Annotated in this window: 26 protein-coding genes; 12 read left to right on the top strand and 14 right to left on the bottom strand. The window is 43.4% G+C overall.

Annotated features, from left to right (window positions below; all coding sequences use genetic code 11):
* The first annotated feature begins 76 nt into the window (after nt 1-76).
* Together ACFOEK_RS06340 and ACFOEK_RS06335 are read left to right on the top strand one after the other, a co-directional pair.
* Entirely contained in the window at nt 77-928 is an 852-nt protein-coding gene (locus ACFOEK_RS06340) for an alpha/beta fold hydrolase (protein WP_386717797.1), read from the top strand.
* Nucleotides 929-1,294: 366 nt separating this feature from the next.
* Nucleotides 1,295-1,753, top strand: a complete 459-nt coding sequence (locus tag ACFOEK_RS06335) for a hypothetical protein (protein ID WP_386717794.1) — start codon at nt 1,295-1,297, stop codon at nt 1,751-1,753.
* 25 nt (nt 1,754-1,778) lie between these two features.
* Here ACFOEK_RS06335 and ACFOEK_RS06330 read toward each other — a convergent pair whose 3' ends face one another.
* Both ACFOEK_RS06330 and ACFOEK_RS06325 read right to left on the bottom strand, forming a co-directional pair.
* Nucleotides 1,779-2,102: a low molecular weight protein tyrosine phosphatase family protein gene (locus ACFOEK_RS06330; protein ID WP_386717791.1), complete on the bottom strand. Its 324-nt coding sequence runs from the start codon at nt 2,100-2,102 to the stop codon at nt 1,779-1,781.
* Nucleotides 2,103-2,263: 161 nt separating this feature from the next.
* The gene (locus tag ACFOEK_RS06325) at nt 2,264-2,860 is read right to left on the bottom strand and encodes an NAD(P)H-dependent oxidoreductase (protein ID WP_386717788.1); all 597 of its coding nucleotides are present in this window, start codon (nt 2,858-2,860) and stop codon (nt 2,264-2,266) included.
* Nucleotides 2,861-2,973: 113 nt separating this feature from the next.
* On the opposite strand from ACFOEK_RS06325, the gene ACFOEK_RS06320 reads away from it, so the two are divergent.
* Nucleotides 2,974-3,324, top strand: a complete 351-nt coding sequence (locus tag ACFOEK_RS06320) for a winged helix-turn-helix transcriptional regulator (RefSeq protein ID WP_386717785.1) — start codon at nt 2,974-2,976, stop codon at nt 3,322-3,324.
* On the opposite strand, the gene ACFOEK_RS06315 is transcribed toward ACFOEK_RS06320, so the two are convergent.
* On the bottom strand, nt 3,321-4,004 hold the full coding sequence (locus ACFOEK_RS06315) for a penicillin-insensitive murein endopeptidase (RefSeq protein WP_386717783.1): 684 nt from the start codon (nt 4,002-4,004) through the stop codon (nt 3,321-3,323). The genes ACFOEK_RS06320 and ACFOEK_RS06315 overlap by 4 nt on opposite strands.
* A gap of 168 nt (nt 4,005-4,172) precedes the next feature.
* Here ACFOEK_RS06315 and dctP point away from each other — a divergent pair, with 168 nt between their 5' ends.
* Nucleotides 4,173-5,240 (top strand): TRAP transporter substrate-binding protein DctP, encoded by a 1,068-nt coding sequence (gene dctP, locus ACFOEK_RS06310; RefSeq protein WP_386717780.1) that lies wholly within the window; start codon nt 4,173-4,175, stop codon nt 5,238-5,240.
* A complete protein-coding gene (locus ACFOEK_RS06305; RefSeq protein ID WP_386717777.1) occupies nt 5,233-5,982 on the top strand; it encodes a hypothetical protein in 750 nt (249 codons plus the stop codon). The genes dctP and ACFOEK_RS06305 overlap by 8 nt, the downstream gene beginning before the upstream one ends.
* 60 nt (nt 5,983-6,042) lie before the next feature.
* On the opposite strand, the gene ACFOEK_RS06300 is transcribed toward ACFOEK_RS06305, so the two are convergent.
* Complete coding sequence (locus ACFOEK_RS06300; protein ID WP_386717774.1) at nt 6,043-6,717, bottom strand: TIGR02117 family protein; 675 nt, start codon at nt 6,715-6,717, stop codon at nt 6,043-6,045.
* A 240-nt stretch (nt 6,718-6,957) separates the two neighbouring features.
* On the opposite strand from ACFOEK_RS06300, the gene ACFOEK_RS06295 reads away from it, so the two are divergent.
* Nucleotides 6,958-7,749, top strand: coding sequence for a hypothetical protein (locus ACFOEK_RS06295; RefSeq protein WP_386717771.1), 792 nt, complete (start codon nt 6,958-6,960; stop codon nt 7,747-7,749).
* A gap of 96 nt (nt 7,750-7,845) precedes the next feature.
* Here the strand turns inward: ACFOEK_RS06295 and ACFOEK_RS06290 are convergent, their stop codons facing one another.
* Complete coding sequence (locus tag ACFOEK_RS06290) at nt 7,846-7,986, bottom strand: DUF2459 domain-containing protein (RefSeq protein WP_386717768.1); 141 nt, start codon at nt 7,984-7,986, stop codon at nt 7,846-7,848.
* Between the two features lie 139 nt (nt 7,987-8,125).
* On the opposite strand from ACFOEK_RS06290, the gene ACFOEK_RS06285 reads away from it, so the two are divergent.
* Nucleotides 8,126-8,920 carry a hypothetical protein gene (locus ACFOEK_RS06285; protein WP_386717765.1) on the top strand — a complete coding sequence of 265 codons (795 nt, stop codon included), beginning with the start codon at nt 8,126-8,128 and terminating at the stop codon, nt 8,918-8,920.
* 96 nt (nt 8,921-9,016) lie between these two features.
* Here ACFOEK_RS06285 and ACFOEK_RS06280 read toward each other — a convergent pair whose 3' ends face one another.
* Nucleotides 9,017-9,781, bottom strand: coding sequence for a type 1 glutamine amidotransferase domain-containing protein (locus tag ACFOEK_RS06280; protein ID WP_386717762.1), 765 nt, complete (start codon nt 9,779-9,781; stop codon nt 9,017-9,019).
* A gap of 293 nt (nt 9,782-10,074) precedes the next feature.
* Here ACFOEK_RS06280 and cysQ point away from each other — a divergent pair, with 293 nt between their 5' ends.
* Together cysQ and ACFOEK_RS06270 are read left to right on the top strand one after the other, a co-directional pair.
* Complete coding sequence (gene cysQ, locus ACFOEK_RS06275) at nt 10,075-10,863, top strand: 3'(2'),5'-bisphosphate nucleotidase CysQ (RefSeq protein ID WP_386717759.1); 789 nt, start codon at nt 10,075-10,077, stop codon at nt 10,861-10,863.
* A 374-nt stretch (nt 10,864-11,237) separates the two neighbouring features.
* On the top strand, nt 11,238-11,828 hold the full coding sequence (locus tag ACFOEK_RS06270) for an SMI1/KNR4 family protein (RefSeq protein WP_386717756.1): 591 nt from the start codon (nt 11,238-11,240) through the stop codon (nt 11,826-11,828).
* A 253-nt stretch (nt 11,829-12,081) separates the two neighbouring features.
* On the opposite strand, the gene ACFOEK_RS06265 is transcribed toward ACFOEK_RS06270, so the two are convergent.
* From ACFOEK_RS06265 to ACFOEK_RS06255, 3 genes are all read right to left on the bottom strand, one after another.
* The gene (locus ACFOEK_RS06265; protein ID WP_386717753.1) at nt 12,082-12,411 is read right to left on the bottom strand and encodes a YceK/YidQ family lipoprotein; all 330 of its coding nucleotides are present in this window, start codon (nt 12,409-12,411) and stop codon (nt 12,082-12,084) included.
* A 173-nt stretch (nt 12,412-12,584) separates the two neighbouring features.
* On the bottom strand, nt 12,585-13,085 hold the full coding sequence (locus ACFOEK_RS06260; RefSeq protein WP_386717750.1) for a hypothetical protein: 501 nt from the start codon (nt 13,083-13,085) through the stop codon (nt 12,585-12,587).
* 24 nt (nt 13,086-13,109) lie between these two features.
* Complete coding sequence (locus ACFOEK_RS06255) at nt 13,110-13,487, bottom strand: hypothetical protein (RefSeq protein ID WP_386717747.1); 378 nt, start codon at nt 13,485-13,487, stop codon at nt 13,110-13,112.
* 180 nt (nt 13,488-13,667) lie between these two features.
* Between ACFOEK_RS06255 and ACFOEK_RS06250 the strand changes: the two genes are divergently transcribed.
* Nucleotides 13,668-14,411: a pseudouridine synthase gene (locus ACFOEK_RS06250; RefSeq protein WP_386717744.1), complete on the top strand. Its 744-nt coding sequence runs from the start codon at nt 13,668-13,670 to the stop codon at nt 14,409-14,411.
* A gap of 93 nt (nt 14,412-14,504) precedes the next feature.
* On the opposite strand, the gene ACFOEK_RS06245 is transcribed toward ACFOEK_RS06250, so the two are convergent.
* The 4 genes from ACFOEK_RS06245 to ACFOEK_RS06230 form a co-directional block, all read right to left on the bottom strand.
* Entirely contained in the window at nt 14,505-15,101 is a 597-nt protein-coding gene (locus ACFOEK_RS06245; RefSeq protein ID WP_386717741.1) for a class I SAM-dependent methyltransferase, read from the bottom strand.
* Between the two features lie 87 nt (nt 15,102-15,188).
* The gene (locus ACFOEK_RS06240; RefSeq protein ID WP_284377461.1) at nt 15,189-15,383 is read right to left on the bottom strand and encodes a hypothetical protein; all 195 of its coding nucleotides are present in this window, start codon (nt 15,381-15,383) and stop codon (nt 15,189-15,191) included.
* Between the two features lie 15 nt (nt 15,384-15,398).
* Nucleotides 15,399-15,809, bottom strand: a complete 411-nt coding sequence (locus ACFOEK_RS06235; protein ID WP_386717736.1) for a VOC family protein — start codon at nt 15,807-15,809, stop codon at nt 15,399-15,401.
* 34 nt (nt 15,810-15,843) lie between these two features.
* Nucleotides 15,844-16,311: a GNAT family N-acetyltransferase gene (locus ACFOEK_RS06230; protein WP_386717733.1), complete on the bottom strand. Its 468-nt coding sequence runs from the start codon at nt 16,309-16,311 to the stop codon at nt 15,844-15,846.
* Between the two features lie 179 nt (nt 16,312-16,490).
* Between ACFOEK_RS06230 and ACFOEK_RS06225 the strand changes: the two genes are divergently transcribed.
* Entirely contained in the window at nt 16,491-16,973 is a 483-nt protein-coding gene (locus tag ACFOEK_RS06225; protein WP_386717730.1) for a hypothetical protein, read from the top strand.
* 84 nt (nt 16,974-17,057) lie between these two features.
* The gene (locus ACFOEK_RS06220) at nt 17,058-17,456 is read left to right on the top strand and encodes a DUF2195 family protein (RefSeq protein WP_386717727.1); all 399 of its coding nucleotides are present in this window, start codon (nt 17,058-17,060) and stop codon (nt 17,454-17,456) included.
* Between the two features lie 82 nt (nt 17,457-17,538).
* Here the strand turns inward: ACFOEK_RS06220 and ACFOEK_RS06215 are convergent, their stop codons facing one another.
* Nucleotides 17,539-18,006 (bottom strand): hypothetical protein, encoded by a 468-nt coding sequence (locus ACFOEK_RS06215; protein WP_386717724.1) that lies wholly within the window; start codon nt 18,004-18,006, stop codon nt 17,539-17,541.
* Nucleotides 18,007-18,069: the final 63 nt, after the last annotated feature.

Raw genomic sequence — 18,069 nt, 5'->3', positions numbered from 1 at the left:
CACAGTCTTCCATCATGGAATCGGTATCGTTGAACCAACAATAGATCCATTAAATGGATAAGAATAAATCCGTCAAATGGATAAGAATAAAACAACCGATAAGGACATCCTAATGAATACCTTCCGACACGCGTTCGTGTTATCTCTTGCCTTACTCATTAGCTGTTTTGCCAAGGCCGATATCGCCGAAGTGAATGGCATTAATATCTACTATGAAGTTCATGGCGAAGGCACTCCTTTGGTGTTGCTGCATGGTGGCTATGTAGACTCCGATATGTGGACCATTGAAACGCTTATCTTGTCTCAATCCTTTCAAGTCATCGAAATCGACAGTCGTGGACATGGTCGTTCAACCGATGGTGAAGATGCCATCAGCTATGAACTTATGGCGGACGATACGCTGAAGTTACTCGATCAGTTAGAGATTAATAATGCGCATTTTGCCGGGTGGAGTGATGGTGCGGTTGTTGCGGCTCAAATTGCAGCTTATCACCCCGAACGAGTGAACAAGTTGGTACTGATTGGTGCTGCGTTTGGTGGTGACACCTATGTTCCTGCGTTCTCCACGGTATTGGGCAGTGAACCTGTGTTTAAAGTCTTTGCAGATACCACTTTTGGCATTAAATACAAACTGACGAATCCTCAGCCTGATCATTGGCCGGTGTTTAGAGACAAGCTCTATGACCTGTGGAATACCGAGTGCTATTTACCGACCAACCCGGAGTATTGTCTGGAGCCTTTAGAAAGCATTAACGCTCAAACCCTTGTGCTGGTGGGCAAGAATGAGATCATCCGGTTTGATCATACCGAAGCCATTGTCGAAGCCATTCCTGATGCTGAATTAGAGGTTGTTCATTTGGCCGGGCATTTCCTTCCAGAAACCAGGCCGTTTACAACGGCGTATAAAATTCGGAAGTTTATTGAGTAGGCCGTAGTCACTGATAGGATCAAAGCAAAGTTAGAGGCGTCAATGGGGTGGCCTAAATGCCGAAAACGCCCTAAAGCTTAAGAACATGATAAGCGGTTGAAGTGAAGCAGGCATTCTCTGTGTGTCAGGCATAAACTTAAGGAACCTATGAACAAGTTCGCTCTAGCTCAGCGGGCGCTAGAAGCCTTGTCAGCCCGAAAACGTCAGAACAAGGCGAGCTTCGTAGAGAATGTCTAGACCTTTTCAATAGGTTCCTTAGTAAATGGCGTCTAACCATAAAGAACTGTAATAAAAACCTGATACAGTACTTATTGTGAGTTTTTACTCATATTGTTTTGCTGGGATACTGATATCAGGAGCGTTGCTATGAACTACCAACTAACATCAGGGGCCGTCGGATTAGTGGTGATAGGATGGGCACTTTGTTCTGCGCCAATCCTTGCTTTGGAACCTCTTTCGGAAGAGGAAATGAGTGCTACATCTGCTCAGAATGGGAAAGCCTTAGAAGAGGAACAAGTGGAGCAACTGCTGGCTACCAGCGTTTTATTATCTGCTGCAAATACCATTAAGGAAGCCATTCCGGTTGAAGCTGACATTGAAGTGGAAGGCTTGGAACTGGATGGTCGCGAAGTTGTTATCAAAGGCGAAACGACAGATGCTAGCGAAGTTGTAGTGGGTCTGAATGAATTACTGCAAGCCAGCCGCATTACCATCGACACCATTGAATTTAATAACATTCGTATCACTGACTCACCGGATACTTTTGGCAGTACTACAGTACATGGCTTACAGGTGGATCAATCTGTTCAGATTCAATTGAGATAGGATGTGTCGCTAAGGACGCTAATATTTAACGCACTAAGCCCGGTACTTTACTCTTGAGAATCCTGATCAGTTCTTCATCCATATAATCATAGTCATCCGGGATACCCAAGGAAATCACCACCTGCTTGTTGAGTGCATGAGCAAACTTATTGGCTAATTTTTTCTTGTGAATGTTTTCCATCACAAAGATGTAATCCGCCCATTCGATGTCTTCCAGGCTAACCGGGACTTCCGCGTCTTTGCTTATGCCAGCAGAAGTTACCTGCCAACCTTCTACATTGCAGAAAATGGCTTCGGCTGTTGGGCTCCTGAGTTTGTTTTTACTGCAGAGAAATAAGATTTTCGTCATCAATAAGCCCGATGTTTAACGTAAGTACAAGGTTGCTAAGAGATGTTTTTATCATCTTATTTCATCCGTGGAGCGATAAAGAATAGCATGGAGTGGTAGGTCAGAGAGATATTCCCTGAGTGTAAGTTCTACCGACTCTGACCCGTTTGTGGTGAGTTAATCTACGCCAATTCGATTGCTTCTGGAATGTCTTGTGACTCATATTTGGTAGAGAAATTACGTAACCGTTGAATTAACTGTTCGGCATGATCCAGCGCCCTTTGCTCGATGTCTTCTCGTGAGTTTTCCCCGCCCGGAATAAACACCATGCTGTGCGAGATAACGGGCTCATTATATTTCATGCCAGTGAAGTTAGCCGCTTGTACCATAGGTTTTAAGAAGTCTTGGACGGTGAACATGTTATGTCCGCCTTCCTGATAGCTTTCTTCTGGCCCGCCAATGGTGGTGGAAATCAGTAAATCTTTACCTTCGAGTTTTCTGCCAGGGCCGTATGCGAACCCGCGTACAAACACCCGATCCATCCATTCTTTGAGCAGGCCAGGCACGCTGTACCAGTGAAAAGGGTATTGAAACAGGATGACATCGGCATCACTCATCGCTTGTTGTTCGGCTTCGATATCAATTTTGAAGTCTGGGTAGAGTTGATATAGATCTCTGATCTCTAGGCCATCGACGGTTTTTAACTTGCTGATAATCAAGCGGTTCGAAATAGAGGAATGTTTAACATCGGAGTGTGCAAAGATAACGAGTGTTTTCATAAATTCACCTTGGCTATTGATTGTACGATCAAGATAGTTGATATCTTCCATAAATATAAGTACGCACAATTTTGGTATATAGTACCCTTTTGTATACCGTCTAAGAGTTCTTCATGAAGCATTCCGATTATGACTGCAACTTAGGTTGCCCTGTGGAAGCCACGCTCAACACCATTGGAGGGAAGTGGAAAGGGGTGATTTTGTATCATTTGCTGGTTAGAACACATCGGTTTAATGAACTCCGTCGGCTGATGCCGGACGTGACTCAACGCATGTTGACCAAGCAACTGCGCGAACTGGAAGCGGATAACCTAATTATTCGAACGGTTTACCCTGAAATTCCGCCCAAAGTGGAATACTCGATGTCAGACTATGGCAAGACCTTAGTGCCGGTAATTAATGCGCTGAGAGAGTGGGGCATTCGGCATTTAGAAGGATTAGACGCTGACGCGTCCGAGGGCTAGTCGGTGATTCTTTTACACGGTATCGCGAAATCCACATGATAGTGCTCATCATGTCGTACCCAGGAAGGCTTTTTCGAAAATTGAATGTGTGCTTTTAAGTAACTCGCATATTTCGTTTTAAACAGATTGGGTTGAAGTTTCGGGTCGAAGATCACTCGCCATAAATCATACCCGCGTTTTTGCGCTTGCTTATGCAGAGTGACGATGTGCGCTGCAATGGCTTCGTAGTCAATACGCATTCCATCGAATTGGTCATCGGTATTAAACTCGATGTTGTAGCCAAACTTGTTGAGCGGATGTGTGGGCAGGTGAACAGATGCTCCCTCCTCGTTAATCACTGGCGTCATGAAATCCACGGATAGACCATTTTGGTGAGTCTTATGAGGTTTAAATTGGCCGCCGTCTTCAAAGCCGGTTTCTGCATACTTAAAGACGTTATTTGGCAGCTCTGTTTCAAGATCTTGGTACGAAGCAACGATGATGTCTCGAACGTCTGAATGTACATAGGTTCGCCCGGCTAATCTCGCAATCGTGCTATATCCGATAAAGTTATTTCCTTCTGCAGGTAGCTCAACTCCGTTTTCCAAGTGGCCATGGGACGTTGTACCAAAGCAGGTGCTGGTAGTTGCTGAGGCGATGGTTGGTAGCCAGAGTAATACGAATAAAAATGGCTTCGTCATGAATGATCTTCCTTGGGGTTACGTCTGGTTCTTTACACGAAAGGCATTAGATCATGTTTGTGCTTGTGTGTTTAGCAATGGTTAGAGATTTAATTGTCAGGTGAATCCCGTTCCTTAGGGCTACACTCAATAGCACAACCCCAAGTTTGTTATCTTTAGGAATGGAATATGAAGAACTCTCTGGTAGCCGTGTTGCTTTTCGGTGCTATGCTCTTTGGTTATTTTCTTGGTGACGATCAAACTGTACCTGACGTGCCGCTTATCTTTGAGTGGAAGATTCAGTCTCAAGCGCCCAAGCAAAGTCCTGACTACCAAACCTTGGTTGAATTTACCGAGAAAGTAAACGTAATGAGCCAAGGTCGCCTGATGATAACTCCCTATTCCGAAGGGGAAATTACCCAAGGTGCGGGTCTGTTTACTGGTGTGAAAAATGGTACGACTGAAATGGCCTTGGGGTGGCCAAATTGGTGGCTTAAAGAAAATAAAGGGTGGGCCGCAATCCAATCCGGGCCGTATGATTTTATGAATCTTGATGGCTCTATGTTGTATTTCTTCGAAGGTGAAGGAACCCGGCTGGCGAATGAGCTATCACTGCCTCAAGGGGTAATCTGGCGACCTGCCTGGTGGGCGGGAATGGAGCTTGGCATTCTTTCCAACACTAAAATTGAAGGGTTGAAAGACTTGCATGCAAAGAAAATCAGAATAGGTCCTGGTATTCCGGCAGATACCCTGATTGAAGCGGCAGGTGCGTTTGCTACTCCTATAACACTAGAAGAGATTATTCCTCTTGCTGACAGCGGCTTGTTGGATGGTGTCGAGTGGACAGTCCCCGGAGCCACCTTGAACATGGGATTTGCCAAATCTTTTCCCTATTTGATTGCTCCTGCCGTTTGGCAACCATCCGTACTTGCTGATTTTTTGATTAACAAAGACGCCTATGATGTGCTGCCTGCTGATCTGCAAGCCATTTTAGAATCCGCGATGAAGGATTACACCTTAACTACCACGCTAAGGAGTAAGAACTTAGACATTTCAGCTTTTCGAAATTTTGTTAACGAAGGTCATGAAGTGGCTACCTGGAGTGAGGATGATTTAGCGGCATGGAAGAAAGCCTCCGATAAGATTTACAAACGTTATCGGGATGATAGTGCTACCTTTAATAAAATTTTTGAAAGCAAAATGCGCTATAAATCTGAATACGACGATTACTACAAAACTTTTGGTGCCTATGACTAATCAACGTACAAAGATAACGCTATTTGTTTTGATTACATTATTCGGTTCCGTGAATGCGTCCGAGAAAATCACCATTATTTATAATGAACAATCCCCTTATATTATCCACGGCAGCTGGGGCCCGTATGGCTTGATAGGGGATGTTGCCCGGAATATCTCAATCAAGACGCCATTAGAGTTTCTTTGGGAAAAAAATTCGGTTCCTCGGCAAGTGCATACGCTTAAAGAAAACCCGACCAATACCTGCGTTTTGGGTGTAAGTAAGACAGAAAACTGGGATAGCCTGGGTGTATATACACTGCCTATTTATCAAGAAAAAGATTACTACTTGTTTGCTCGCAGCGATGACGAATTTTTCACTCAAGAGCTCTCCCTGAAAGACGTTTTTTCCAACCAACAACGAAAACTCATTCAAATAACCCAATATCCCTATCAAGACAGCTTATTACGACTGATAGGTAAGCTTAACCCTCCGTTCATATCTATTCGTGGCGACGCTGAGTTTGCTTTGATTGCACTCGAAGAAGGGCGTGGAGACTATGTATTCCTTTCGGAAAGTGAAGGTGCCTATCTCGCTCATTTATCAAATCGGCCACTCGAACAGTTTAAGAAAATCAAACCTGCTGATCTTCCGCCTGGTGAAAAGCACTATTTTCTGTGTACCAAGGCAACCAGTACACCTGTGATGAACATACTAAACGAAGCTATTAAAGAAGTGACGCATAATGGGGAAATGCACTAGGGGGAGACATCAAGGATTAATATTTACTGCATTGGAACTGGTGAATTGAAGATATTGGCATCAACCACCACACTCACCCCCTGTAACCGGCGAGGTTCTTTCAGTGTCTGAGCTGCGGCTCGACTGATCATCAAGAAAATCCATAATACTACCAGAGGTCAGCTTGAATATAGGTGAAATATCCATGCCTACGCTCTTTAGCCCTTTTGCTGTCCACGAGTTACAGGTATTCAGTAAATAGTAATCTCCAACGCCTTTATAAAACTGACTGTTTCCGTAGATGCCGTTTTTCTGGGGAAGGATGTGTTTGTCTTTGTCGCGGTAAAAACTGCCAGCAATAAAGGCGACAAGCGAATCCAATTCAGCTTGGTTTAAGCACAGTGATTGCACGTCGCTGTTGTTGAAGTATTGGGGGACATCCTCAGGCACTGCAACGGCATGAATGACTGATTCCGTTGGCCAGAATATGGCTCTGAGCGTTAGGCCAGAGGTGATTTCTTCGGCTTGATAGAAGCCTTTATCTCCCCAGCCAAATTCAATGTTTGGGCTGCCTTTAAATCGCGTTTTCAGTGCTGGAATGGCTTTATAGACATCCTTTGAAGGAATGACAAAGCCAGTGTGCCAGCCATGACTCACAACGTAGATTTGATGTTGGCCTGTGGAGGAGTACGCTTCTGAATGATCTACAGCCCAAGGCTGTGAAGAGCATCCGGTTACCAGAAATAACAGGAGCACGGCTAGGAATCTATGCATAGTGAAACTTATTGGTTGATGACTTGTGGGTGGAGATGATTGGTCTTCATTGAATAGTATCCTCCAACGGTTTTTGTGTTCAATACAGAAGCGCCCGCATGTCAGGGGATGTCTTAAAAAGACAAAATAGTATGCTGTATGTTTTAATGCCCAAGTTATTTGAATTCCATCTATATCAAGTGATGCTTTTACGGCTTCATATCTTTAAGAAGAGAACCAACATTGAAGACAACCATCAAAACATCCCATTCTGAAATCATCTTCAACATTGAAGTTGATGACCTTAATTCTTTCGAACGTTTAAATGCCTTGGCTGATGTGTATCTCGATTTGACTCATCAGATTGATGAGAATCTCTCTAAACACAATGTGAAAGTTGAATACGGCACGTTGACGTATTCCATTGATGTCATTACTCCTGAAGGATTAGTGGATGAGGAAACGATCTTCTCGAAGTTTGTTGGTAACTCAACCTTGGAAGCTAAAGCGGTTAATTTTATCAGCAACGTAAATATGTGGTGTCGGGCGAACGAAGCCAATCTTTGGCAGGATGACGAGAACCCTCTGGCAGAGAGTGCCGCTTATGTTTTGTGTTTGCAGGATCTCAAATACATCCCTTTATACATCGAGCTATTACTGCAGAACGATTTGGATCATGAGGTGTACCAGAATGATCACATCGCAGCGTTGATTGCAAAACATGGTATCTGTAGAAACATTGTCACTCTGCTAGCTCATCGAGTCGGTGGCGCCTGTGGTCAGTGGGGAATGGATCAAGTCGGCCAATATCAGGAACAGTTGCTGGAATATTTTGAAGAACATCCAGAGCATCGCTCCTTGTTTTTGGCGACAGGTGTTAAATCCGTGTTTGATCAATACATGGGATACCAGTTGTGGTTTGAGCCCATTCGCGTTTTGGCAAACGTCATTCAGGATGAGAAAGAACGAGCTGACTGGCTAAATGATCAACAGGAACACGCAGAAGTCTATTTCGGTAGCATTGATTTTGATTGATTGGTGCTAACCACCACACCCAAATTCTCTACTTGGTATGTTTCTTTCTGTGGATGATTTCGAATCTGATTCATCCTCAGAAAGCCCATAATGCTTTCAGCAGTCAATTTGAACATCGGTGACATGTCCATTCCCATACTCTTCAATCGCGTTTGCCGTCCATTTGTTGCACGTGTTCATTCCATAATAATCATCAACACCTTTATAAAACTGGCTGTTTCTATATCTGTCTTTCAATACAGAGACTTTTATAAATCAGAGACTAGCCTAAAAAGACAAAATAGTACGTTTTGTGATTTAATGTTTGCTCTAAATGACTAGTAATTGTATCTCTATGATACATATAGAGTTTTATGTTTTTAGCGGAGAATTAATATTGAAGACAACCATCGAAACAACCCGCTCTGAAATCATCTTTAACATTGAGGTTGATGACCTCGATTCTTTCGACCGTTTAAATGCGCTGGCCGATGTGTATCTCGATTTGAGTTATCAGATTGATGAGAATCTCTCTGATCATGATGTAAGTGTTGAATACAGTACACTCTTCTATTCCATTGATGTCACGACCCCTGAGGGCAGGGTAGATGAGGAGGCGATCTTTTCTAAGTTTGTTGGTAACTCAACGCTGGAATCTAAAGCGGCTAACTTTATCAGCAACGTAAATATGTGGTGTCGGGCGCATGGTGATGACAGAATCTGGCAGGATGATGAGAATCCGCTGGCAGAGAATGCTGCTTATGTTTTGTGTATGCAGGATCTGAAATACATCCCGCTATATGTTGAGCTATTACTGCAGAACGATCTGAATCATGAGGTGTACCAGAATGACCACATCGAAGCCCTGATCGAAAAACACGGCATTTGTAAACCTATGCTGACGCTGCTGGCTCATCGAGTGGGTGGCGCATGTGGACAGTGGGGAATGAATCAGGTCGAAGAGCACCAACCTTTGCTGCTGGACTATTTTTCAGCGCATCCGGAGCATCGAGCTTTGTTTTTGGAAACCGGGGTTAAATCCGTTTTCGATCAGCACATGGGATCAGAGCTGTGGTTTGCACCGATTCGCTTTCTTGGAGATTTCATTGCTGATGAGGATGAGCGTGACGATTGGTTGAGTGAACAGGAACAAAATGCAGAGTGCTATTTCAGCAGCGTTGATTTTGACTGATAGAAGTTAAGGAATTGTTGGGTTAAGGGAACGTTCGATACGTTCCCTTGTTAATATACGAAGTTTCCCCACTCTTCACGATCTAGCTGTTCTTAACTAACTATTCTTCATCATCGCAATAATACGCTGTGCCGCTTCTTTTGCTGATGCCGGGTTCTGGCCCGTGACTAAGCGGCCATCAACCACGACGTTCTCTGCCCAAGCCTTACCGGGAACATGAATCGCCCCGCGCTCAACCAGCTTATCTTGTAACAGAAAAGGAACGATCTCGGTTGTACCCAGCGACGCTTCTTCTTCATTCGTGAATGCAGAGACGCGTTTGCCTTTCACTAATAATTCTCCATTGGATAGCGTCAAATTCACCAGCGCTGCGTTACCATGACATACCGCAGACACGATGCCTTGGTTATCATAGATCGCAGCAGAAATACGGCTGATGTCTGGATTGTTCGGGAAATCCCACATCGGCCCGGAACCGCCCGCGAACATAATGGCGCGATAGTCTTCAGGGTTAACTTCTGCCAGTGGAATGCTACGGATGACCTTCGCCATAAGCACTGCATCGTTTAAGAACACCTCGTGGTATTCATCTTCTTCCTTAAAGGCTTTGCTGTCGACGGGCGCCATTCCACCACTGATGCTGGCGACATCCACTGTGTAACCGGCTTCCGTAAACTCATAATATGGGTGGGTCAGTTCAGGCAGCCAAAAGCCTGTTTTTTTACCCGTGTTCCCCAGTTCGGTATGACTGGTCAGTACGATGAGAATCTTATCCGTGTTGCTGGCAGTGTTCTTTGCATGGGTTAACTGAGTGGTAAGCAAGGCTACAAATAGCAATGCAATCGTCATCATGTTCTTCATGGTTTGCTCCTTTTATTAAGAAAATAAGCCTGGGTAATCCAGGTCGATGTTGGGAGAAACTTTATCTCGTTTCTTATTTGGTGATAATCCGGTCTATAGGAATAATATTGTTGAGAGAAACTCATTAATTAAATGTGAGGATACGAGGTGGCTTAAGTGATTCTTCAGTCCTTTTAGTTGAAACAACTATGCTTTCGGAAATTGAATTCTTTACACTGCATCGGGATTTAACGTTTAATTTAGAGAGTGGCTCAGGCCGCTTTTTTTAAAAAAAATTTAGGAACGCTAGCTAGATGAATGATGTTATTACAAAGGAAACGTTAGACATCGTAACTGCCATTGCCAAGCAAGCAGGCGATACGATTATGGGAATTTATCATAAAGACTTCTCTGTCTATGAAAAAAGTGATGAAAGTCCGCTAACTGAGGCAGATCTTGCAGCCCATAAAATTATTTGTGAGGGACTGGCTAAAGCGTTTCCTGATTTACCTATTTTGTCTGAGGAATCAGTTACTGTTAGCTATGAAGATAGGAAAGGCTGGGATGTTTTTTGGTTGGTAGATCCATTAGACGGAACTAAAGAATTTATTAAAAAGAATGATGAATTCACAGTTAATATTGCATTAATTGTTAACGGTGCTCCTGTGTTGGGGGTAGTCTATGCCCCTGCGCTTGATACCGTTTATGCTGGTGCACAAGGTTTAGGTGCAATAAAAATAGTTGATGATCAAGTTTCAGATATTGCAGTAAAAACAGCACCGGATGATTCATGGGCCTTGGTGGGGAGTCGTTCACATCGTGGTGAGCACATGGATAATTACTTAAAGTCATTTAGTAATTATGAGTTTATCTCCAAGGGGAGCTCTTTAAAGCTCTGCATGGTGGCCGAAGGTGTTGCAGATTTGTATCCTCGTTTAGGCCCAACCTCCGAATGGGATACTGCTGCTGCACATGCAGTAGTGGTAGCAGCAGGTGGTGTTGTAAATGACCAGGAAGGGAAGCCGCTTCAATACAATAAAGAAAATATTTTAAATCCCTGGTTCTTCGTTCATAGCGCTGATATAGAAATTCCCAAGCTTTAGGGACTTATTCAGAGGTTCCTAAAGTATATAAACTCTAAAGGGAGCACTTCTTGCTTTCTTTAGGGCTTAAATACTGCCCGGTCTTGAATAGAAAATAATTAGGGAATTCACTTCTAAACTCTTTTAGCCTTGCGTCTATTCATCCTTGAATTCAAGGCCGAAGAATTCTTCGGAAATGCAGCCATGAGACATTAAGGTGTAGCCAGAAGAGTCTGGTATCCGCTTTCAACTGACTTGTGGTGGTTAAAATCCAACGTCTCCCATGCAACGAAACGCTACAAAAAATGGTTTACGGAAAGTGTTGTTTGGGTTGTAGACTAATGCTTAGCATCTGTAACTGTATGAAATAAATAACATTAATTGCATGGATACGCATGATGATCGTTGAAAACCAGTCTCATAAGGCCATTTTTTACGGCGAAGCTGTAAGCATTCCCGAACAAAACCCAAAACTGGCAGACATGTGGTTTGTCCAAAGTGAGGAGAAGCCTGACCAAAGCTTTCTTCAGTCGTTGGAAGCGGAATCAAATATAAAGCTTCCTCAGCTCTTTCTAGAATTCATTAGCCAATGCGGCGGGTTTTACGCAGACATCAACCACAGCTATCCCTGCGCGTTTGACGATATGACGAAGTCCCTGAAACTGAGTTTCAACGTTGTTGATGATGACCGGACAAGACGTGTTACTTTCACCTTATTTGAAGGATTTGATTTGCCTGGAAGTGGAGGCTATCACCACGAGACTGATATTCTTAAAAGGTGCTTTGGTTTGGGTGATTATGAAGACGCGCTTAATGGCCGCGACTGGAAAAAGCTTATCCCATTCGCAAGCGACAATGGTGATGTGTTGTGCCTGGATTATAACGCAGAGGGTGGGCCTGAAATTGTTTATATAACCTATGACGGTGTTGGTGTTTACTTTGCGTTCAGCAGCTTCGAACAGTTGTTGTTGGCCTTGGATTATTAGCTTTCCTAGGCAAAACTTCAGAAGCAGACTCCACAATCAGCTCTTCAAAGAGCGCCAACATGCGTTCAGAGTCTAGCTTTGCTAATATCCTTTAGCACCGCTAAATATAGTCTTTCGCAGTCCAGATACTCGGGGTTCATATAAACGCAGTCTTAATACAGAAAGTTCGCCGGACTATGTTCGATATGACTTTCTGCAATGTTCATGTAGACCAAAAACTGCCGGGTTGCTTTGTGATTCTTATGTACCGATTTTATTCAACTTTAATTGGACCATCATTTGCTTGTGCATAAACGGTATAAGGCAACAATGCTGTATCTCCTACAAAAGAAAAAGCAAAATCATAAAACTCTATTGGAAAGCCATTAATGGAGGTGCCTAGATTACTTGTTTGAGAAGGCTCACCGTGTAGTAGGCAGAAATTATATGCAACACCACTATAAATACGAGGAATCGTTTTACATTTACTTTTCTTACCTTGATAGGTGATCGTAACTTTATTATCTACTGGGTTTAATGTTTTTACTGTTCCGCATCCAGTAAGAAAGAGTCCAATCATAACTAGAATTACATATCGTTCCATACTACATCTCCTTGATAGATTGTCTCTGACATTCTTTAGTCATAATGATTCCCAAGCAATAATATAATTAAGTGAAATTAGGGGGCTCTCCAAACAGAGCCAACAACTTCTACAGAATTGATGCTAATTAAGAGAATTACTTAGTACTGCTAACATTAACTTCGCTACGCTGTTCAGATCACGTCAAACTCTTCATCAAAATCATACCTAGGGTCAGAGACTCTGATCTTAAAATCCTTCGACAGGTTGTAGCCTTTGATTGCCGACATAACCTGCTCTGATTTCACCACGCTGGAGAAATGACGAAACATTTCTTCTCTGGTGATTGCGCCTTCTGCATTTTCATCCCAGTTATCCCAATACTCAAAGTCCTCCCAATATTCAGCAAAAAGTTCTTCCAGAGCATGGCCCTCATGTCCATCGAACATGTTATTAAATTCATTGAATTTCCAGTCCGGGGTGTAGTATTCGCTGTTTTTTTGGGCTTTTTCTTCCCAATGATCTTCCCCCACGACCAAGTAGCTGATGATGAGCTGTCCGTGATCCCAGGGCCAGGGGAAGAAATCGAGATCAAGGATTCGAATCTCATACTCCGCGAAGAAAGACTGTTGCTTGGCTAGATAATCCGCAAGTTCCTTTTGCAATGATGACTTAAATTGCTCAACGTTCTTCATGTGATGTCCTTATTCAATAATGTTTTATTTGCGTACTAATTTGTACTCTCCTGACCATCCTGTATCTATCTGTCTTCCCTGATCAGTGTCGTTATATTTAAGGTCAATAGTAATTCGATCTGTTTGAATATCGATGAAGCCAACATATTTGTAATAGCCTTTTGGCACTTCAATTTCATAACCTTCAATACGGCCAGAGCTTCTCGGAATCTTGAAGTGCTTAGTTTCTTCGTAGGTTGCACCCTTAATTGCAGAGATCGGATCATGCGCCATGAGCCGACGTTGTCCTTTAACTTCAACCAAGTACATAGTCATGTCTTGATACAACGACACCTCTTCATAGTTGTAGACAGAGCTGCAACCCAGTGTGATAAGAAGAAGGAGGTAAGGTAGAAATTTCATGATTTTTCTAGAAGCATAGAGCAATGTGCCCCATTGTAAGATGATCCTATAGTCCGTCCAGCGAATTCTTGCAGTATAATAACTCACCCGCACAACCAAAGTGCAATCCAGCTAGTTAGCTATTATCCACTCCGTGGTCAGTCATTTATTGTTAGTAATTCATAGCCCAAAGGACGTTTTGTGTCTCAGTATCCTGTTCGTATCAACAAGTTCATCAGTGCAACCGGATATTGCCCACGCAAAGAAGCCGATCGGCTGATTAAGGCAAAACAGGTCACGCACAACGGTGAGGATTGTCGACTCGGAACCTTGGTAGAAGCGGGGGATGTGGTCATCGTTCAAGATCAGATCTTGGATCACAAAGACTACACTGATCGTCAGCATGTCTATCTGGCCTATCACAAGCCGGTTGGTGTCACCTGCACTGCGGCGCCGACCGTTAAAAACAACATCGTTGATGCCATCACCCATGAACAGCGTATCTTTCCGATTGGCCGTCTGGATAAAGCCTCTGAAGGCTTACTCTTGATGACCAGTGATGGCGACATCGTGAATAAAATTCTTCGTGCAGAGAACGCCCACGATAAAGAATATTTGGTGGATGTGGATAAACCCATTACCGAGGACTTCCTTGAGAAAATGGCTTCTGGTGTTGAGATTTTGGACACCATCACTAAACCTTGCGAAGTTAGCTTAGTTACCCCTCAACAGTTTCGGATCATTCTGCACCAAGGATTGAATCGCCAGATTCGACGAATGAGTTCTGCGTTAGGGTATAAAGTACAACGGCTTCAGCGCTTACGAATTATGAATATTGAATTGGCGGATTTACCCGCCGGAGAATGGCGAGCGCTTTCAGAGGAAGAACTCGCCGAGCTGAAAGCAACCACTCATAACTCAATCAACTGCAATAAGTTCGGTTAGTTGCTTTACTGTTCGATAGATTTCACATCGACGTTGTGGCATCGCCTGCCAATCAAGCCCCCCAATGCTCTCATGACCTGACCAGTAATGCCTTTATCTACGTTTGACCGCAACTACTGAATAGGTATGCCAGTGTTTTAATCTGCCCAACGCTGTCTTGGCTTGTTCGTCACGCTCAAAGAATCGGATGATTTCAAAATCTGAGAACAGCGTCCTAACGTTTGACTTGGATAATGGGGTGGTAGGGCTGCGATAATTTGAAGCCCAACTGTCTTTCTCTCCCATGAAATCTCCTGCGAAGACGCCACCGATTTCAATGGATGATGTAATCTTGTCCCAGGTTGCATCGAACAGGGTTGGGTCAGCAAAGAACAAACTAGAGTTTGCGATCACGACACCGGCTTTTGGATAGTCGAAAGACTCAAAAGAGGATTCAGTTATATTTACTAATGGCTGTGAGGCAAAACGATCACGACAAAGCGCAATGGAATCTGAACTGTTGTCAAAGCCGTGGACTCGATAACCTTGTTGTGCCAGATACTCGATGTCACTGCCGGTTCCGCAGCCGCAGTCAACCGCGACCTTGGTGTTGGACTCATTCAGTTTGATCACCAATTCAGTACGTTTGGCGTGAGGTTTAGACAGGGTCTTTTCGTAGTAGCTGCGCAATATCGCAGTATTTTCATCCATAAACTTTTGATGTTTCCTTGAGTAATTGTGTTGATATCAACTGCCGGAGGTTGCGACTACTAAATAAATTAGCCGCAATAAGTGGATTTAATCCAAGTTAGCCAAACGTCTGGCTCTTGCTCGAATGTCTGCCGCGTGTGCTAACCCTTTTCTGAATCTTGTTTCGGCGACCGTGACTTCCGCTTCATCGCCCTTTGCCAGCAATATCGCTTGAGATAAGGCTTTGTACAGTGCGCCGATGTGGTTTGTGTAGGCAGTTTCAATGGCTTGTTCTGTGTTCATACGTTTTCCTTAACTTTATGACTTGCTTGATGATTTGCTTGCGGGTTGATGAAACTCGATGACGTTGTCATCAGGGTCTCGAATAAAGAAAAACCGAGCGCCTTCGTACTCAACTTCACCGGTAATCTTAATCCCCAATCCTTTTACGAACGTTATGGCTGATTGGTAATCCGATATCTCCAACGCTACATGAGTGTAGCCGGTATGTTTTTGAGGTACGTCCATGAGAACATTGCTAGCGCACTTGGCGTCTGCATTGAGGATAAAATTGATATTGATTCCTGAAGGGTGTTCCATAATGGCCACTGGTTCCGGGCCAACGGGGCCAGCGAGAAAGATAAATCCTAGCTTTTCGTAAAACGCTCTCGAAACGTCTAGCGCTTTTACTCGCAGCCCAAGATGATTAATCCTTGTTATTTGTTCCATGTGTTAGCTTCCCTGTATTTTTTAGACAATGCTCTTAGCTTCTCGGTGTTGTTCGTACTGCTCCGGAATTACGAACCATTTCATTAGCATACACGGGCTGGCCGTTGTATTCCGTGAGAAACTGATCAGACACTTTAAATCCGTACGCCTCATAAAGCGCTTTAGCTGGCGCATTTGATTCAGCGACAAACAGATTGGCATTACCGTGAATCTGTGACAAGAGAAATTCTAACATCTGCTTTCCGATGCCTTGCCCTCTCGCGCTAGGGCAGACAAACAGCGCTCGAATCTCTGACTCAAATACCGCTCCGTACCCAAGAATCTCGCCATCATCAAAGACGTAAATCGTTGACTCCTTCAGTGCAGACAATCTCTTCTCATCATCTTCGAGAGGCAGAAACTGAAACGTCTGTTTCTCAAAGCGAAGTTCGTCCAACTTGGAACGGGAATAAATCTCTAAGATTCTGGGGTAGTCTTCTGCGCTGAAAGCTCGAATCTTCATGGGGCGTAACGTCCTTGTGTTGGTGAGGTGGTGCATAGAAAAGTGTGAAGCCTGCTCAAGAGCGTAACATGTTCTCTGTTATTAAGCCGGAGGATCAATCTTCATAGGAAGGGAAAATCTGGGAATGATACATTTAGGAAACGTAATATCTTTGCGCTCAGAGAGCTTAAGCTTTTCCTATGAAAGAAATTGCCATTATTGATATTGAAGCAAGCGGTTTACACTTTGACTCATACCCGATTGAAGTCGCCGTTTTAGCGGGCGGCGAATGTAAATCCTGGCTCATAAAACCAGAACCTAACTGGCAACACTGGTGCGAAACTGCTGAGAGTTTACACGGAATTTCGCGCGCTCTCCTGGAAGACGAAGGTTTACCAGCCTTAGACGTTGCTCAACAGCTTAATGACTTTTTGTCAGAGTCAGGCACCATATTGTATAGCGATGCCCAATACTGGGATGATGATTGGATATCTACTCTATACTTCGCAGCAAAAATCGAACGGTTCTTTCATATTGAATCAATCTACGAACTCATTGGCGCTGATCGAAAACATATTTTTGATTCTCATAAAGCGCTTTTAGCAAAGTCTGGACGTTTCCAACAGCACAGGGCTGCGGATGATGTTCTGATGATAAACGAAGCGTATCTTCACGCTATCTAATCTCTCGATTTATAAGGCTTGGTTTCTGCGTCAATCAATGGAGCATGATCGGGCAGTGAGGGAAAGTTTAGGGGGGCGATTCCATTGGTTAAAGAAAAACAAATGGCGGTACCTATGTTCGCAAACCTTAGAGCATTTTTTCTGAGTTGTGGTTTGATTTTTAGCAGTCTAGTTACGGCTAATGAGCAACAAGTCCTACTTGAGAATGGTCTGGAAAAATGTGTAAAGGCTGGAGCTATAACTCTGTCTGAGAGAAATAATCTTCTATTGGCAGAGACGGATCTAACCTTGCTTCAAAGCATTGGGTATTGTGGCTGTAAATCTGCTGTAGCAAGTTATGCCGTGGTCGATGATGAAGAGTTGATTCGGCACGAAATGTTTATTTTGAAAGATTCAAGACGGATGTCTTTTGTTATCTCTAATGACATTCTGAGAGATTCAGAAGTGTCTGGTGTTAACGTTAGGCTCTCATGTGGTAATTGAGTTAATGGGGGCAAGAAGTCGTTCTATTGACTCTGACCCCATTGAATTCTGCTGACCCCATTGAATTCTTTACTTGTTAGACTTACATTCCATCGATAAAGTCTGCTACCTCCAATGCCTCTTTTGTACCTTTATTTTTTAAGTAGTTGATGGCTTCTTGTGTATCACCTCCAAGAAAATACTGTGATAACACCCCCATTTCTGTATCCCAATTTATGTACTTTGCTTCATAAAGGAGAATTAGATCTTCAGGATGACCAATGGAGTACAAGTTTTCTACAGCCCATGACATAGCTCCGGGAAATCCCCAACAGCCACCCTTAGTGTGTAAGATTTCTTGTTGCAAAATGAATCTGTTTATAGAGCGGTATTTAACGTCTCCTTCAGTCGACCAAATTTTTTCTAGCAACTTAAACCTTAGATGTGAATTTTTACATACAACTTCGTTGCGATCTGTTGTAACAGGTTCATAAGCCAGAGTTTCAGAGATTACATTGGTCAAATTCCAGTTGTTTCTTTCCAGTTCTTGGATTAGTTCAGTTTCATTCATTTTGATACAGCCTAATAATTGCAATCAATGAGTATATGGGGAGGAGAAGGAGCGCTCAGTGTG

This window comes from Litoribrevibacter euphylliae (assembly GCF_042646085.1).
In the GTDB taxonomy this organism is placed as follows: domain Bacteria; phylum Pseudomonadota; class Gammaproteobacteria; order Pseudomonadales; family Litoribrevibacteraceae; genus Litoribrevibacter; species Litoribrevibacter euphylliae.
Note: the sequence above shows the minus strand (reverse complement) of the source record. Positions and strands in the feature narration are given on the sequence as shown.

What these genes read in the sequence shown, in the direction of transcription:
- ACFOEK_RS06225 (WP_386717730.1), top strand. Translation starts at nt 16,491, where the DNA reads ATGAAAGAAATTGCCATTATTGATATTGAAGCAAGCGGTTTACACTTT.
- dctP (WP_386717780.1), top strand. Translation starts at nt 4,173, where the DNA reads ATGAAGAACTCTCTGGTAGCCGTGTTGCTTTTCGGTGCTATGCTCTTT.
- ACFOEK_RS06325 (WP_386717788.1), bottom strand. Translation starts at nt 2,860, where the DNA reads ATGAAAACACTCGTTATCTTTGCACACTCCGATGTTAAACATTCCTCT.
- ACFOEK_RS06330 (WP_386717791.1), bottom strand. Translation starts at nt 2,102, where the DNA reads ATGACGAAAATCTTATTTCTCTGCAGTAAAAACAAACTCAGGAGCCCA.
- ACFOEK_RS06280 (WP_386717762.1), bottom strand. Translation starts at nt 9,781, where the DNA reads ATGAAGAACATGATGACGATTGCATTGCTATTTGTAGCCTTGCTTACC.
- ACFOEK_RS06230 (WP_386717733.1), bottom strand. Translation starts at nt 16,311, where the DNA reads ATGAAGATTCGAGCTTTCAGCGCAGAAGACTACCCCAGAATCTTAGAG.
- ACFOEK_RS06260 (WP_386717750.1), bottom strand. Translation starts at nt 13,085, where the DNA reads ATGAAGAACGTTGAGCAATTTAAGTCATCATTGCAAAAGGAACTTGCG.
- ACFOEK_RS06215 (WP_386717724.1), bottom strand. Translation starts at nt 18,006, where the DNA reads ATGAATGAAACTGAACTAATCCAAGAACTGGAAAGAAACAACTGGAAT.
- ACFOEK_RS06235 (WP_386717736.1), bottom strand. Translation starts at nt 15,809, where the DNA reads ATGGAACAAATAACAAGGATTAATCATCTTGGGCTGCGAGTAAAAGCG.
- ACFOEK_RS06255 (WP_386717747.1), bottom strand. Translation starts at nt 13,487, where the DNA reads ATGAAATTTCTACCTTACCTCCTTCTTCTTATCACACTGGGTTGCAGC.
- ACFOEK_RS06320 (WP_386717785.1), top strand. Translation starts at nt 2,974, where the DNA reads ATGAAGCATTCCGATTATGACTGCAACTTAGGTTGCCCTGTGGAAGCC.
- ACFOEK_RS06340 (WP_386717797.1), top strand. Translation starts at nt 77, where the DNA reads ATGGATAAGAATAAAACAACCGATAAGGACATCCTAATGAATACCTTC.
- ACFOEK_RS06245 (WP_386717741.1), bottom strand. Translation starts at nt 15,101, where the DNA reads ATGGATGAAAATACTGCGATATTGCGCAGCTACTACGAAAAGACCCTG.
- ACFOEK_RS06305 (WP_386717777.1), top strand. Translation starts at nt 5,233, where the DNA reads ATGACTAATCAACGTACAAAGATAACGCTATTTGTTTTGATTACATTA.
- ACFOEK_RS06265 (WP_386717753.1), bottom strand. Translation starts at nt 12,411, where the DNA reads ATGGAACGATATGTAATTCTAGTTATGATTGGACTCTTTCTTACTGGA.
- ACFOEK_RS06315 (WP_386717783.1), bottom strand. Translation starts at nt 4,004, where the DNA reads ATGACGAAGCCATTTTTATTCGTATTACTCTGGCTACCAACCATCGCC.
- ACFOEK_RS06240 (WP_284377461.1), bottom strand. Translation starts at nt 15,383, where the DNA reads ATGAACACAGAACAAGCCATTGAAACTGCCTACACAAACCACATCGGC.
- ACFOEK_RS06270 (WP_386717756.1), top strand. Translation starts at nt 11,238, where the DNA reads ATGATGATCGTTGAAAACCAGTCTCATAAGGCCATTTTTTACGGCGAA.
- cysQ (WP_386717759.1), top strand. Translation starts at nt 10,075, where the DNA reads ATGAATGATGTTATTACAAAGGAAACGTTAGACATCGTAACTGCCATT.
- ACFOEK_RS06335 (WP_386717794.1), top strand. Translation starts at nt 1,295, where the DNA reads ATGAACTACCAACTAACATCAGGGGCCGTCGGATTAGTGGTGATAGGA.